Raw genomic sequence first — 14,397 nt, 5'->3', positions numbered from 1 at the left:
ATACCTTCAAGGATTTTAAAACCTCGCAGGTCTGGAAAGTGAAAAAGCAATAAATGAGCAACGTTTTTGCAAATCTTAAAGGAGACAAGGTAATCTGGGCCGTAGCCGGATTGTTGGCGATATTTTCATTTTTGCCAGTATACAGTGCCAGTAGTAACCTTGCTTATCTTCATGGTGATGGAAGTACTTCCGGCTACCTGGTGGTACACTTTTTCCATTTGCTTTTAGGATTTTGCGTTTTATTTGCCGTTCATAAAGTACCCTATCACTACTTCAGGGGTATTTCTATTTTACTATTACCGGTGGTGATACTTCTTCTTTTATTCACCATTGCCCAGGGAACTACGATTGAAGGTGCTTATGCCAGTAGATGGATACAAATACCGGTATTAAATGTGTCTTTTCAGTCTTCAACATTAGCGGCTGTAGTGCTCATGGTTTATGTGGCCAGGTATCTTTCTAAGATCACTGAGAAAACAGTCACATTTAAGGAAACAATTCTGCCTCTCTGGCTGCCTGTTTTTGTAGTATTAGTGTTAATTTTGCCGGCCAATTTCTCCACAACAGCCATCATTTTTTCTATGATACTGGTGTTGATGTTCTTAGGCGGATATCCAATAAAATATTTAGGAGCCATTGTGGGTGCAGGGATCATTATGCTGAGCATTTTTGTCCTTACCGCCAAGGCTTTTCCAGGTCTTATGCCAAACAGGGTTGATACCTGGACCAGTAGGATTGAAAGCTTTTTTGATGATGAAGAGGGAGCAGAGCAATATCAGGTGGAAAAAGCCAAGATCGCGATCGCCCAGGGTGGAATTGCCGGAACCGGAATTGGGAAGAGTGTACAAAGAAATTTTTTACCTCAATCTTCTTCAGATTTTATTTATGCGATCATCGTTGAAGAGATGGGGCTTATTGGTGGGTTTGGAGTAATGCTGGCATACCTGCTATTGTTATTTAGAATTGTGATCGTGGCTACAAAGGCCGGATCTGTTTTTGGTAAACTGGTAGTAATGGGAGTTGGCCTGCCTGTGGTCTTCCAGGCATTAATTAATATGGGAGTTGCCGTGGAGTTGTTCCCGGTGACTGGTCAAACCCTTCCACTGGTAAGTAGTGGAGGAACATCCATTTGGATGACATGCATTGCCCTTGGAATTATATTAAGTGTAAGCGCAAAAAGAGAAGAAATTAAAGAGTCTGAAAATATAGGTGAGGAAGAAAACCCGTTGGACATCTTAAGCGAAGCGATATGAAAGAAAATTTACGCGTCATATTATCCGGTGGTGGTACAGGGGGACATATTTATCCTGCGATCGCTATTGCCGATGAAATTAAAAGAAGGTACCCGGCAGCGGAAATCCTTTTTGTAGGCGCTAAAGACCGAATGGAGATGGAGAAAGTCCCTCAGGCCGGATATGAAATAGAAGGTCTCTGGATTAGTGGGGTGGATAGATCGTTCAGTCTGAAAAATTTTATTTTTCCTTTTAAATTAATGAGCAGTCTTTCCAGGTCACGAAAGATCATTAAAAAGTTTAATCCGGATATTGTAATTGGTACCGGCGGTTTTGCCAGTGGACCTCTTTTAAGAGTAGCTATTTCCAGTGGAATTCCAACTCTTATCCAGGAGCAAAATTCCCTACCGGGGATCACCAATCGCATTCTGGCTAAATATGCTGATACAATTTGTGCAGCCTATGAAAAGGTAAAAGAGGTTTTTCCTCCGGAAAAGACTATAATCACCGGTAACCCTGTGAGACAGGATCTTCTGGAAGTTAATAAACTAAGGGAAGAAGCCTTAAGTCATTTCAACCTTTCAAAAGACAAGAAAACTGTTCTGGTGCTGGGCGGAAGTCTTGGAGCCAGGAGAATTAATAAGCTTATAGAGAACGATCTTAAGAGATTTAAAGATGATGATGTTCAACTCATCTGGCAGATAGGAAAGCTATACTATGGTGAATATAAAAAATATGATTCAGTAAATGTTAGAGCGAAGGAATTCATCAATAGAATGGATTATGCTTATGCTGCGGCAGATGTGATCATTTCCAGGGCAGGAGCGGGAAGTGTTTCTGAGCTTTGTATCGTTGGGAAACCGGTGTTATTTATCCCGTCACCCAATGTCGCTGAAAACCACCAGGCGAAAAATGCCATGGCGGTTACAGATCATGATGCTGCTTTGATGATCACTGAAGATGAACTGGCCGAAAGGTTTGAGCCTTGTTTTTTCAGTTTATTGAAAGATGAGCGTGCCATGGCGCGATTTGCGCAAAATATCAAAAAACTTGCTTTGCCAAACGCCACTTCAGACATAGTTGATGAAGTTGAAAAATTGATAAATAAAAAATAAGTGAAGGATCTTAACCACATAAAGCATTTGTATTTCATCGGTATTGGTGGAATAGGGATGAGCGCCCTGGCCAGATATTTTAAGGCAAAAGGGAACTTTGTGGCAGGTTATGATCGTACTTCCACTGAATTGACCAAGACCTTGCAGAAAGAGGGGATAGAGATCAATTACTCAGATGAGGTAAACGATATTCCGGAAGACTTTATTAACAATCCTCAAACCTCTGTTATTGTTTATACTCCCGCGGTTCCAAAGGACTTTAAACAATTTCTTTATTTAAAAGAACAAAATTTTGAGGTACTTAAAAGGGCCCAGTTGCTAGGGATGGTAACCAAACAAAAATACTGTCTGGCAGTAGCCGGAACTCATGGTAAAACTACCACTACGGCGATCCTTGGACATTTGTTGAAAGAGACCGGAGCAAAGGTTACGGCATTCCTTGGAGGAATTAGTGAAGATATCCAGTCTAATTTGATCATGCAGGGTGACGATGTAGTAGTGGTGGAGGCAGATGAGTTTGATCGTTCCTTTCTGAATCTTTCTCCAAATCTAGCCGCGATTACTTCGATGGATGCAGATCACCTCGATATTTACGGTGATAAATCTGAGCTTGAAAAATCTTTTCAAGAATTTGCTGCAAAAGTGCCCGAAGATGGCCGTTTGTTTTTCAAAAATGGATTGCCTTTGAAGGGAGCCAGTATTGGAGTTAACGATAACAGCGATTATTCAGCAGAGAACATCAGGATTGAAGATGGCAGCTATGTATTTGATCTTAGAACACCATCTGAGTTATTACAAAATTTAAAATTTAATCTACCCGGTAAACATAACTTGCTAAATGCTATTACAGCCCTGGCGATGGCGATCCAATACGGTTCCCCAACCGATGGTCTAACCAGGGCTTTATTTAGTTTTAAGGGCGTTAAACGAAGATTTAGTTATAAAATAAAAACGGATAAACTGATCTTAATTGATGATTATGCTCATCATCCTACAGAGATCTCTGCAGTACACCAGGCAGTTCGTGAAATGTATCCCAACAATAAAGTTTTAGCGGTTTTTCAACCCCACTTGTTTAGCCGTACCCGCGACTTCGCTGAAGATTTTGCCTCAAGCCTAACAGATTTTGATAAGGTCTTTCTGCTGGATATTTATCCAGCCAGAGAACTCCCCATCGAAGGCATATCTTCAGCCTGGTTGCTGGATAAGATTTCAAACCCGGAAAAAGAACTTATTCATAAATCTGAATTAATTGAAAAAATAAAATCTGAAAATGCTGAGATCATAGTGATGATGGGTGCTGGCGACATTGGAGAAGAGATTGATAAGGTAAAAAAAGCACTGCTCAATGAAGCGTAATTTAGGTTACATAAAGGCTGTTTTCCTGTTGCTCCTCGTGGGGCTGCTATACGGTTTTGCTGCAGAGCGACATAAAGGCCGAAAGATCAGTGAGGTGAAAGTGAAGTTTACAGATTCAGAAAACCTCTATGTTACTGAGCAAGTGGTTAATAAATTGTTAATACAAAATAATTCATCGGTCTCGGGCATAGATAAAGAAACTTTAGATTTGAATAGGGTGGAATCCCTTTTAAATGAGCATGAAATGATTGAAAATGCAGAAGTTTACCTTACGCTGGATGGTAAATTGAGGGCAGAAGTAAGTCAGAGAAAACCTATAGGTCGGGTAGTTGGAAATTCCTCTTTCTATCTGGACAAAAATGGGGAATTAATGCCACTCAGCCAGTTCTATACGGCCCGAGTGCCATTGATGTTTGGATTTGACGGTTCAAACGTGAAAAAGGCCTACGGTATTGTGAATCATATAAAAAATGATGAGTTCCTAACCAGGCACATTACCGGCATCAACCGGCTAAAAGGTGATAAATATATTCTGGAATTAAGAGAGCTGGATTTTGAACTGTATTTTGGGGACTCGAATAACGTGGCTTTAAAATTCAATAATTTCAAGGCCTTTTACAAGAAAGCACAGAAAGAAAATAAATTAGATACCTACAAAAAAGTGAACCTGCAATTTGGAGATCAGGTTGTATGCACGAAAAAATAGTTTATGGAACAAAACGATATTGCAGTAGGATTAGATATTGGAACCACTAAAATTGTGGCCATGATAGGTCGCAAAAATGAGTATGGTAAGGTGGAGATCATCGGGATAGGAAAATCAAAATCCCTTGGTGTGCACAGAGGTGTGGTAAACAATATTACCCAGACCATCCAGTCTATTCAGCAGGCAATACAGGAAGCAGAAGCCGACAGCGGTTTAAAGATTAGTGAAGTGGTTGTTGGAATTGCCGGGCAGCATATTAGAAGCCTTCAGCATAGTGATTATATAACCCGTCAGAATCCAGACGAAGTAATAGATGCAGATGATATTCATACGCTGTGTAACCAGGTTCACAAACTGGTTATGCTACCGGGAGAGGAGATCATTCATGTGCTTCCTCAGGAATTTAAAGTAGATGGTCAGGCAGAGGTGAAGGAGCCAATTGGAATGTATGGTGGCAGGCTGGAAGCGAATTTCCATGTGGTGGTTGGTCAGGTTTCCTCGATCAGGAATATCGGGAGATGTGTAAAAAGCGCCGGGCTGGAACTCTCTGCAGTTACCCTGGAGCCTTTGGCTTCAGCAAATGCAGTTTTAAGCCAGGAGGAGAAAGAAGCCGGGGTCGCCCTTATCGATATAGGAGGTGGTACCACAGATCTGGCTATTTTTAAAGATGGTATTATTCGTCATACGGCGGTGATCCCGTTTGGTGGAAATGTGATTACTGAAGATATCAAAGAAGGCTGCTCTATCATCGAAAAGCAAGCCGAGCTACTGAAGATCAAATTTGGTTCAGCCTGGCCGGGAGAAAATAAGGATAATGAGATAGTTTCTATTCCGGGATTACGTGGAAGGGAGCCTAAAGAAATCACCCTGAAAAACCTTTCCAAGATCATCCAGGCGAGAGTTGTGGAGATCATCGAACAGGTACATCTGGAGATCAATAATTATGGCCATGACGAGCAGAAGAAAAAACTGATAGCAGGTCTGGTGCTTACCGGAGGTGGTTCTCAATTAAAGCATATCAAACAACTTGCTGAATATATTACCGGGATGGATACCAGAATAGGTTATCCAAACGAACACCTGGCCGGAACAACAGATTCTGAAACCACGAGTCCTGTTTATGCCACGGCAGTAGGTCTGGTGATGAACAGTCTTGAAAAAGGAAACAGACGCTTCCAGGAAGAAGCGATCATTTCAGATAATATTCCGGTGGAGGATCCGGAAGAATATGAAGAAGGAGATCAGATGATGACAGAATCTGATGAAGAAGAACAGACTTCAAAAAAGGTTGCCCGCAAGAGCATCTTTGATAAATGGGCTGAAAAATTCAAGGATTTTTTAGATAACGCAGAATAATTTAGATACAATACAACCAGTAAAACAGAGTTTATGAGCAGTACAGAATTTGGAGACATCTCATTCGATTTACCTAAAAATCAATCGAACGTCATCAAAGTGATAGGAGTAGGCGGTGGAGGAAGTAACGCCATCAACCATATGTTCCAGTTGGGAATTAAAGGGGTTGATTTCGTTGTTTGTAACACCGACTCCCAGGCACTTGAGAACAGCTCGGTTCCCAACAAGATCCAGTTAGGGGTAACCCTTACCGAAGGACTGGGAGCAGGAGCCAATCCCGAAGTTGGAGAGAAAGCCGCAGTGGAGAGTTTCGACGACATTAAGCAAATGTTGGACACTAATACCAAAATGGTCTTTATTACTGCAGGTATGGGTGGAGGAACCGGAACCGGGGCCGCTCCAATCATTGCCAAACAGGCTAAAGAATTAGGTATTCTAACGGTAGGGATTGTAACGATTCCTTTCCAGTTCGAGGGAAGGAACAGGAATGAACAGGCTCAGTTGGGAGTGGAACGGCTAAGAAGCCATGTTGATTCCCTGATTGTAATCAACAATAATAAACTTCGTGAGGTTTATGGAAATCTTGGTTTTAAAGCTGGATTTTCTAAAGCAGATGAAGTACTTGCTACTGCTTCCAGAGGGATCGCAGAAGTAATTACCCATCATTATACACAAAATATTGACTTGCGGGATGCAAAGACCGTATTGAGCAATTCGGGGACTGCCATTATGGGTTCTGCTCAGGCTTCTGGAGCGAACAGAGCTACAGATGCTATTATGAAAGCCCTGGATTCTCCACTATTGAACGACAATAAGATCACCGGTGCCAAAAATGTTTTACTGCTAATTGTATCTGGTAACGAGGAGATCACTATTGACGAAATAGGAGAAATAAACGATCATATTCAGGCTGAAGCTGGTCATAGTGCCAACATCATTATGGGTGTTGGAGAAGACGAGGCGCTTGAAGATTCTATTGCTGTAACCATCATCGCTACTGGTTTCGATGTGGAGCAACAAAATGAGATCACCAATACTGAAACTAAGAAGATCATCCATACCCTTGAAGAAGAACAAAAGGCAGAACAGGATCTTACCACCAAAAAAACTGCTCCTATTTCTCAGGTCACTAATACTCCCTTTAAACCGTCTTCAGCAAATACACTGCAATTTGAGGAGCCGGTGAAAGAGGAGAAGATTGTACATACCTTAGATGAGAATGAAGAGGAGGTAGATGAAGTGGGAAATATCCAGAAGAAGGTGGATGATGTTTATAAAACTCCTGATTTTGCCCGTAAGCTGGATGTGATTTATGAAGAGGTAGACCCTGAAGATTTCATCATCAACGATACCAGTGCCGAAGTTAATGATATGGAGGTAAATGAACCTGAAGAGGTGGAAGCTGAGTCCAAAGATCAGTTTATGTTCACTTTCGATATGCCTGCAAACCAGGAAGAGGAAAAGCCTAAATCTGCTCCTAAAGCCGAAGAAATAAAAAGGCATACCCTGGAAGATATAGAGGAAGAGGATACTAAAAATATCAGGGTGAATGAGGCTATCGAAATTATCCCGGTAACTGAAAGTAATACCCAGGGAATTAAGAGATATAGCCTTGATGATTACATGGAGATGGAAGATAATCTGGAAAGATCTAAACCTCCTAAAAAAGAAGAGCCTAAAGATGAAACCATCGCTATTCAGAAAAGAACGGTGGCTCCTTCACCTCAAAAAGATAATAATGTAGAAGATAATGATCCTTTTAATAACCCTATCTCATCAGAAGTTGTAAGACAGAGAACTGCTGAAAGAAAGGCCAAAATGAAGGAATTCAATTATAAATTCAGAACCGGTTCTGCCCAGATCGATGAGATCGAAAAGCAGCCTGCTTATAAAAGGGCGGGAATAGAACTGGATAATTCTAAACCAGGAGAAGGAAAATTATCCCGAACAAGTATAGATCAGGATGAGAATAATGATCTCCACTTTAGAAAAAACAACTCTTTTCTACATGATAATGTAGACTAATTTTCAACCTAGCCACAAAAAAAGCTGCCCTTCATAGGCAGCTTTTTTTATTTATTCTAACAACTAAGTTTTAGTTCTGACTTTGCATTTGAACTTCATCGGTATCTTTCCTGTATTTCAACATTGAAATTCCGGCGATGAAAAATACAAATCCCAGAATACTAAGTGCCCAGGGGTTCAGCATTAATCCAATGCTTCCAAAAACTCCTAAAACGCCCATTACCAGTGCAACTGCACCTCCAATTAGCATAATCATTGCTATGATCTTGATCATTTTCTTAAATTATTGGTTATCAGTTAAAATTAAATAAGATATTTAAGATATACCTAATATTAACAAATATTTGGATTGGAGGAGGATGAAGATCTAATTCCAGTAGATCATAAAATACTTGATCTTTGCATTATCAGGAATCTGGGATGCCATGATCTTACTATCTGTATCATACCTTAAATTCGTAGGTAATTGATTTTTATCTATCGTGATGTAGGCATTAATCTCATCTATAAAAACCACCGCAGAATTTATGGTGTTTTCGATTCTTGAAATATTATAATTTTCAACGATATCCTTAAAAGTACTGTTTACGGTTAACCCGTCTTTAGTTTCGTAGCGGGCGTCCAGGATCCGTATATAGCCAACGGTGCTGGTAGAATCAAATTCCTGCAGTGGTTCCAGGCTCATGAGGGCCTCCCCGTCACGGGTGTAGATCTTGATCTCATCTGTAGTTCTAAAATCCTGAGGCCCGCTGGTTTGCCTCACTATACTGTCATTTTTAAATATAGAATCAAGCTGATTGATTTTAATCTCTTTTTTTAAAGGTCCAACCTGTTTGGAAGTGATTAGATAGGGGTTTTCCTCATCACTGGTGCAGGAGGTTATACTTACACATAAACCAAGAATAACTAAGGCTTTTTTGTACATGTTTTATTGAATGATTTTATTTTAAAAATTTGTTTAGAATACCCATTACTCCTCTTATAAAGGTAGCGCTGGTGAGAACTTTTATAATTGCGCCTTCCGTGCTGGCTGTTCGACGGCGGGAAGAGGTTTTTGTTACTTCTGTTCTTTCATTTTTTGCTTTTTCTTTCGCTTCACTTTGCTCTGCGATCTCTATTTTCTTATTCAGGATCTCATAGGCGCTTTCACGGTCTATCTGCTCGTTATATTTAGAGACCAGATCTGAATCCTTGATAAGGCTTTTAAGTTCCTGTTCTGTGAGAATATCCATTCTGCTCATTGGAGCTCTTAGCATAGTCGCAACCAGTGGCGAAGGTCTTCCTTTTTCGTCTAATGCTGAAACCAGGGCCTCGCCTATACCTAACGCGGTAAGCATGTTTTTGGTATCATAAAAATCAGATTCCGGATAATTTTCTGCGGCTAATTTAATTGCTTTTCTGTCTTTTGCAGTAAATGCTCTTAAGGCATGCTGAATCTTTAATCCTAGCTGTCCCAGGACTTCCTCTGGCACATCTGCCGGATTCTGGGTTACAAAATATATCCCCACTCCTTTAGACCTAATAAGCTTTACTATACTTTCAATCTGGTCCAACAAAGCATCTGAAGCTTCATCAAATATAAGATGAGCCTCATCTATAAACATAACCAGTTCTGGTTTGTCCATATCTCCTTTTTCTGGAAAAGTAGTATAGATCTCGGCCAGGAGACAGAGCATAAACGTAGAGAATAATTTTGGCCTGTCCTGAATATCTGTTAATCTAAGGATGTTTACATATCCTTTTCCATCATTCGTTTTTCTTAAAAGATCATTCACTTCAAAGGATCGCTCACCAAAGAACAGGTCTGCTCCCTGCTGTTCGAGGGCAACTATCTTTCTCATGATCGCCCCGGTGGAGGCAGTGGAGATCCTGCCGTAGTCCTTTTCTAATTCATCTTTTCCTTCTGAGGTGGAATATTGAATGATCTTTTTCAGATCTTTTAGATCGAGTAATGGAAGCTGATGATCGTCGCAATATTTAAAAATTATAGAGAGAATTCCGGTTTGAGTGGAATTCAGATCTAAAATTCTTGCAAGCAGCACCGGTCCAAATTCACTAACTGTGGCCCTGAGTCTAATACCATCCTGGTCTGAAAGAGTTAATATCTCAGCCGGGGAACTTTTCGGGGTGAAAGGGAAGTCCAGTTTTTGGTGTCTTTCGTCAATAAATTCTGCTCCCGGGGAAGGTTGCGCAATTCCGCTTAGATCACCCTTAACATCCATCAACAATACCGGGACCCCCTTATCTGAGAGATTTTCGGAAATTATCTGAAGGGTTTTAGATTTTCCGGTTCCTGTGGCTCCGGCGATAAGGCCATGACGGTTCATTGTTTTCAGAGGGATTTTTACCGCTGCTTCAGCATGTACTTCACCATCAAGCATTCCTGCTCCAAGATAGATGTAATCTCCCTTGGTGGAATATCCCTTTTGAATTTCCTGTATAAATTGCCCGTTTTTGTCCATCGATGTTCTTTATTATGTTTTGATAAATCCTGTTCTTATCACCTGTATCCCACATTTATTTAACTGCCGGAGACAATAGTTTAATGGTTCCCTTACCGGCATCCATTTCTGCCTTGATCCCGTTTGGTATGGTCACATTATCACTGATGTGACCAATCATAGCTCCGGAAAATGCGGGAATATTCAAGGGTTTAATATAATGGTCAATAACTTCATCCATAGTAAGTGAACCATAGCCACTCCCGCCGGGGTCGCAATCTGTACACTTACCAAAGACAAATCCGCTTATCTGCTCCAGTACACCACCCAGTTTTAACTGGGACATCATCCTGTCTACAGCATAGATCTTTTCACCTATTTCTTCAAGATAAAGTATTTTGCCTTTCCAGTCTGAAGGGAAAAAATCAGATCCCATGATCCCGGTAAGGACAGAAAGGTTTCCGCCGAGTAACTCACCCGTGGTTGTGCCATTTTGAATGACTTTTATACGGTTAGTGGTTTGAGCCAGTTCATCACCTTTATGTACCGGGTTCTCATATGTAATTGCTTCTTTCTGAAATAATAGTCTTTTGAAATAATCTGTACTAAATGAATTCCAGGTTGAAATGGCCACGGGACCGTGAAAAGTAACTAATCTGGTTTGCTCATAAATTGCCAGATGAAGAGCCGTTATATCGCTATAGCCAACGAAGATCTTAGGATTTTTACGGATAGCCTCATAGTCTAAAAGTTCCAGAATCCTGGCTGCGCCAGAGCCTCCTCTTAAAGCTATAATAGCCTTGATCTCCTTATCCCTGAACATAAAATTAAGCTCTTCTGCTCTTTCCTCATCGGTTCCGGCCAGGTGCCCGTATCTATTGCGGGTATATTTGCCGAATTTTACCTGAAGTCCCATTGCTTCAAAGGATTCTTTTGCGATCTCGTAAGGTTCAGATTCAAAAACGGCACCGGCGGGACTTACAATTCCAATGGTATCTCCCTGCTTCAGGGCCTCTGGAATGATATTATCAGTGAAGAAGCTAATTTTCTCTTCTGCACTTATGCTCAAGGGGTCCAATGGTATTAACAATCCTCCAATCCCAATATTCCGGATAAATTTTCTACGTTTCATTTAAGTAGTGTTGCGTTAGTAGTGATCCCGTACTTCTTCTAGAATCACGGTCATGCTTTGTTTAATCCTGGCAGTAGGGATCGTATAGTTACTATTCATTAAACTAAAAATAAGTATTCTGCCAGATCTTGTAAGAACAAAACCGCTAAGGCTGTGATTATTGCTTAAAGTCCCTGTCTTTGCATAAATATATGGTGTTTCTGCCAGGTAATCATTTTGAAGCGTGCCCGATTTCCCGCCAGCCGGAAAGATCTGAAATATCTTTTCCATGGGTATTTCATTCGCAATCTTTTCTAAAAGCTTTACCATAGTTCGAGGGCTGGCGAGATTATACCTGGAAAGCCCTGAACCGTCTACCCAGCGCGGTTCATCTGGAAGGTCCTTTAGATGGGTAGCGAGCATATGGTCTATAGCAATACTGGACTTAAGGCTATCAGAAATTTCAGCAGATGATAGTAAAAGAATTTGTTCGGCCAGGAAATTATCACTTTCCTGCATCATTCGTTTATAAATGCTGTCGGTAGCAATGCCGTACAATGTTTTGTTGAAAATAAGGGAGCCTGTTTTTCCCGGAAATATGGAAACCGGTTTGTTTAATGTATCTGAAAGTAACCTCGGGATCAATTCAGGATAAAATCTAATAGGTATTTTTTGGGCGAAATCTCTGTCTCTTTCGATAAGATAATATTCAATTTTATTGGATGCAATTCCCCTTCGGGCGTATTTATCTTTAGAGGTAGTGGAATTTAACCGTATTAATGAATCTTTGAAAATTTCAGGCATGACCAATACTTCTCCGGACTCATGATCAAATTCGATTTTCATCAGGTTACCATATAGGGGCAAATCTGATCTTTCGGCAGAGTAGTGAGAATTGTAATCATCCCAGGCCCATCCGGGACCCAATGGCTTTTCCTGAAATTCGGCAGGAGCATAGAAAAGTTTATGTTCAGAGTTTTTGAGAAAATTGTAAACTTTTGATCCCGGTAAATTGGGATTAAGCAACGATGGATCTCCGGTGCCCTTAAAAATTAAGCTATCGCCAGAAACGGTATATTTTATAGCAGGGATGGAGTCGCTTAAAATTTTTAAACCGGTATAAAGCGTAAATAATTTAATATTCGAGGCAGGGGTAAAGTTCCGGTCTGCATTATGGGAATAAAGCATTTCATCTTTAACCGGATCATATAGCGCAAAACCAGAAAAGCCATGGCTTAACCCCGGTATATTGTCCAATTCAAAGCTGATCCTTTTTTCTGCCTGCCTCGTGGTTGCGCAGGAATATAAAAGGAAAAGAAATGCAGGAAGAATAAATATCCTGCGGCATCTGTGTTCTTTCCTCATCCATCGGGAAAGTAGATTACTAGTAGATCTGGTATATTGTTTCAGTATCAGGTGTAAATGTAATTTGTAGGCTGTGGGTGAATTTGATATAAAAATAGCCTTTTTTGGGGTTTTTCATAATCTCAGCACTTCTGTTACAAAAATGCCGGTTTTCAAAAACCATTGGTGGTGGTATGGTTGAGTTTTTCAAATCGTTCTAAGCCAATTAGAAGTTAGAGTTTCCTTATCTTTGCAGGCTATGATTTCATTTGAGACAAGAGAACTGGTAGATAAAGGAATAATGCTTCCTTTAATGGAGGAATTCTATACCATTCAGGGCGAAGGGTATCATAAAGGTACTGCAGCATATTTTATAAGAATTGGAGGTTGCGACGTTGGTTGTCACTGGTGTGATGTGAAAGAAAGCTGGGATGCAGATATTCATCCGCCTACCCATGTAGGTGAGATAGTGGAAAATGCAACTAAATACAGTAAGACTATAGTGATAACCGGGGGAGAACCTTTGACCTGGGATATGACTGAGCTTACCGGAAGTTTAAAGAATAAAGGTTGCGATATTCATATTGAGACCTCTGGAGCTTACGATCTCACCGGTACATGGGATTGGATTTGTTTGTCTCCAAAAAAGATCAAATTACCTAAACCTGAAATCTACCCTCTGGCTAATGAATTAAAAGTGATCGTTTTCAATAAGCATGATCTTAAATTTGCCGAGGAACAGGCAGCCCGGGTGAGTGATGAATGTATTCTTTATTTGCAGCCTGAGTGGAGCAACCGCGATAAGGTTATCCCGATGATCGTTGATTATGTAATGGCAAATCCGCGGTGGAAAGTTTCGCTTCAGACCCATAAATATTTGAATATACCATAAAAAAAACGCCCATGGAGGCGTTTAATAATTTTGGTTTAAAGAAACTTATTTCATACTTTGAAAGGGTACTTTTACATAACTATCATCCCAGCCAATTAGCAGATCTGCTCCTTTACCAGATTCCTGAAATGCCATTGAAAGAGATTCGATAGTATTGGGTGCCTTTCTAACAGGAACCTTTATTCTTACCTTATCTTCTTTTGCACTATATTCATAAGCTCCCCAGGTATTGGTTTTATTATTTAGAATAACTGTCCATTCTTTTTCGCCTGGAATAGTATATAGTGTGTAGGTTCCTGCCTTAACCGTCGCATCGGCAACCTTCATGTCCTGGTATAGTGTTAGCTCGGTAGCTTCGTTAGCTCCGGTTCTCCATATTTCACCGTAAGGAATAAGTTTACCAAAAATCTCTCTGTTTCTTTTTTGAGGACGGCTATAAATTACTCTTGCTACAGCCATATCATTTTTATCTCTGTACAAGGCCAGATCCATTGGGCTGGCGTCCATTTTCGAGAATTTTAATTCTTCTTTAGAGTAATTCACTTTGTCTTCTTCCTGACCGGTCATGGGGTTAGAAATAAATAAACAAAGTGCGCTAAGTCCTCCTATAAGCAGTTTTTTCATGTCTGTTGTTATTAGTTTATAATTTTAATAAAGATAGTTAAGCTATCTGTTGGGTTTGTTAAAAAATATCAAAGTTGCTGTTAAAATTTATAGCGTTTTATATATGAAAGATTTTAAGGCCTTTTTCAGAAATTAAGTTGAATATTAATTCTAATGTTATAAATTTTATTTTTAATAGTAAGTGATTAAACG

13 protein-coding genes are annotated in these 14,397 nt (G+C 40.2%); 7 read left to right on the top strand and 6 right to left on the bottom strand.

Annotated elements, in window-relative coordinates:
* Nucleotides 1–53 precede the first annotated feature (53 nt).
* The 6 genes from FGM01_RS09520 to ftsZ are packed head-to-tail and all read left to right on the top strand — an operon-like array spanning nt 54 to nt 7,793.
* Nucleotides 54–1,253: an FtsW/RodA/SpoVE family cell cycle protein gene (locus tag FGM01_RS09520; protein ID WP_143410940.1), complete on the top strand. Its 1,200-nt coding sequence runs from the start codon at nt 54–56 to the stop codon at nt 1,251–1,253.
* Nucleotides 1,250–2,347, top strand: a complete 1,098-nt coding sequence (gene murG, locus FGM01_RS09515; protein WP_143410939.1) for an undecaprenyldiphospho-muramoylpentapeptide beta-N-acetylglucosaminyltransferase — start codon at nt 1,250–1,252, stop codon at nt 2,345–2,347. Before FGM01_RS09520 ends, murG begins: the two co-directional genes overlap by 4 nt.
* Nucleotides 2,348–3,706 (top strand): UDP-N-acetylmuramate--L-alanine ligase, encoded by a 1,359-nt coding sequence (murC, locus tag FGM01_RS09510; protein ID WP_143410938.1) that lies wholly within the window; start codon nt 2,348–2,350, stop codon nt 3,704–3,706.
* On the top strand, nt 3,696–4,412 hold the full coding sequence (locus tag FGM01_RS09505; protein WP_143410937.1) for a cell division protein FtsQ/DivIB: 717 nt from the start codon (nt 3,696–3,698) through the stop codon (nt 4,410–4,412). The genes murC and FGM01_RS09505 overlap by 11 nt, the downstream gene beginning before the upstream one ends.
* A gap of 3 nt (nt 4,413–4,415) precedes the next feature.
* A complete protein-coding gene (gene ftsA, locus FGM01_RS09500; protein ID WP_143410936.1) occupies nt 4,416–5,768 on the top strand; it encodes a cell division protein FtsA in 1,353 nt (450 codons plus the stop codon).
* Between the two features lie 33 nt (nt 5,769–5,801).
* Nucleotides 5,802–7,793, top strand: a complete 1,992-nt coding sequence (gene ftsZ / locus FGM01_RS09495; protein ID WP_143410935.1) for a cell division protein FtsZ — start codon at nt 5,802–5,804, stop codon at nt 7,791–7,793.
* Nucleotides 7,794–7,863: 70 nt separating this feature from the next.
* Here the strand turns inward: ftsZ and FGM01_RS09490 are convergent, their stop codons facing one another.
* From FGM01_RS09490 to FGM01_RS09470, 5 genes are all read right to left on the bottom strand, one after another.
* Complete coding sequence (locus tag FGM01_RS09490) at nt 7,864–8,067, bottom strand: hypothetical protein (RefSeq protein ID WP_143410934.1); 204 nt, start codon at nt 8,065–8,067, stop codon at nt 7,864–7,866.
* 93 nt (nt 8,068–8,160) lie between these two features.
* The gene (locus FGM01_RS09485; protein ID WP_143410933.1) at nt 8,161–8,718 is read right to left on the bottom strand and encodes a hypothetical protein; all 558 of its coding nucleotides are present in this window, start codon (nt 8,716–8,718) and stop codon (nt 8,161–8,163) included.
* 16 nt (nt 8,719–8,734) lie between these two features.
* Nucleotides 8,735–10,255 (bottom strand): helicase HerA-like domain-containing protein, encoded by a 1,521-nt coding sequence (locus tag FGM01_RS09480; protein ID WP_143410932.1) that lies wholly within the window; start codon nt 10,253–10,255, stop codon nt 8,735–8,737.
* A gap of 55 nt (nt 10,256–10,310) precedes the next feature.
* Nucleotides 10,311–11,366: a S66 peptidase family protein gene (locus tag FGM01_RS09475; RefSeq protein ID WP_143410931.1), complete on the bottom strand. Its 1,056-nt coding sequence runs from the start codon at nt 11,364–11,366 to the stop codon at nt 10,311–10,313.
* Nucleotides 11,367–11,381: 15 nt separating this feature from the next.
* The gene (locus FGM01_RS09470) at nt 11,382–12,710 is read right to left on the bottom strand and encodes a D-alanyl-D-alanine carboxypeptidase/D-alanyl-D-alanine-endopeptidase (RefSeq protein WP_143410930.1); all 1,329 of its coding nucleotides are present in this window, start codon (nt 12,708–12,710) and stop codon (nt 11,382–11,384) included.
* 238 nt (nt 12,711–12,948) lie between these two features.
* On the opposite strand from FGM01_RS09470, the gene FGM01_RS09465 reads away from it, so the two are divergent.
* The gene (locus FGM01_RS09465; protein WP_143410929.1) at nt 12,949–13,581 is read left to right on the top strand and encodes a 7-carboxy-7-deazaguanine synthase QueE; all 633 of its coding nucleotides are present in this window, start codon (nt 12,949–12,951) and stop codon (nt 13,579–13,581) included.
* Between the two features lie 45 nt (nt 13,582–13,626).
* On the opposite strand, the gene FGM01_RS09460 is transcribed toward FGM01_RS09465, so the two are convergent.
* Nucleotides 13,627–14,205, bottom strand: a complete 579-nt coding sequence (locus tag FGM01_RS09460; protein ID WP_143410928.1) for a DUF2911 domain-containing protein — start codon at nt 14,203–14,205, stop codon at nt 13,627–13,629.
* Between the last annotated feature and the right edge of the window lie 192 nt (nt 14,206–14,397).

The sequence above is a fragment of the Christiangramia sabulilitoris genome (genome assembly GCF_007050985.1).
GTDB lineage: Bacteria > Bacteroidota > Bacteroidia > Flavobacteriales > Flavobacteriaceae > Christiangramia > Christiangramia sabulilitoris.
Note: the sequence above shows the minus strand (reverse complement) of the source record. Positions and strands in the feature narration are given on the sequence as shown.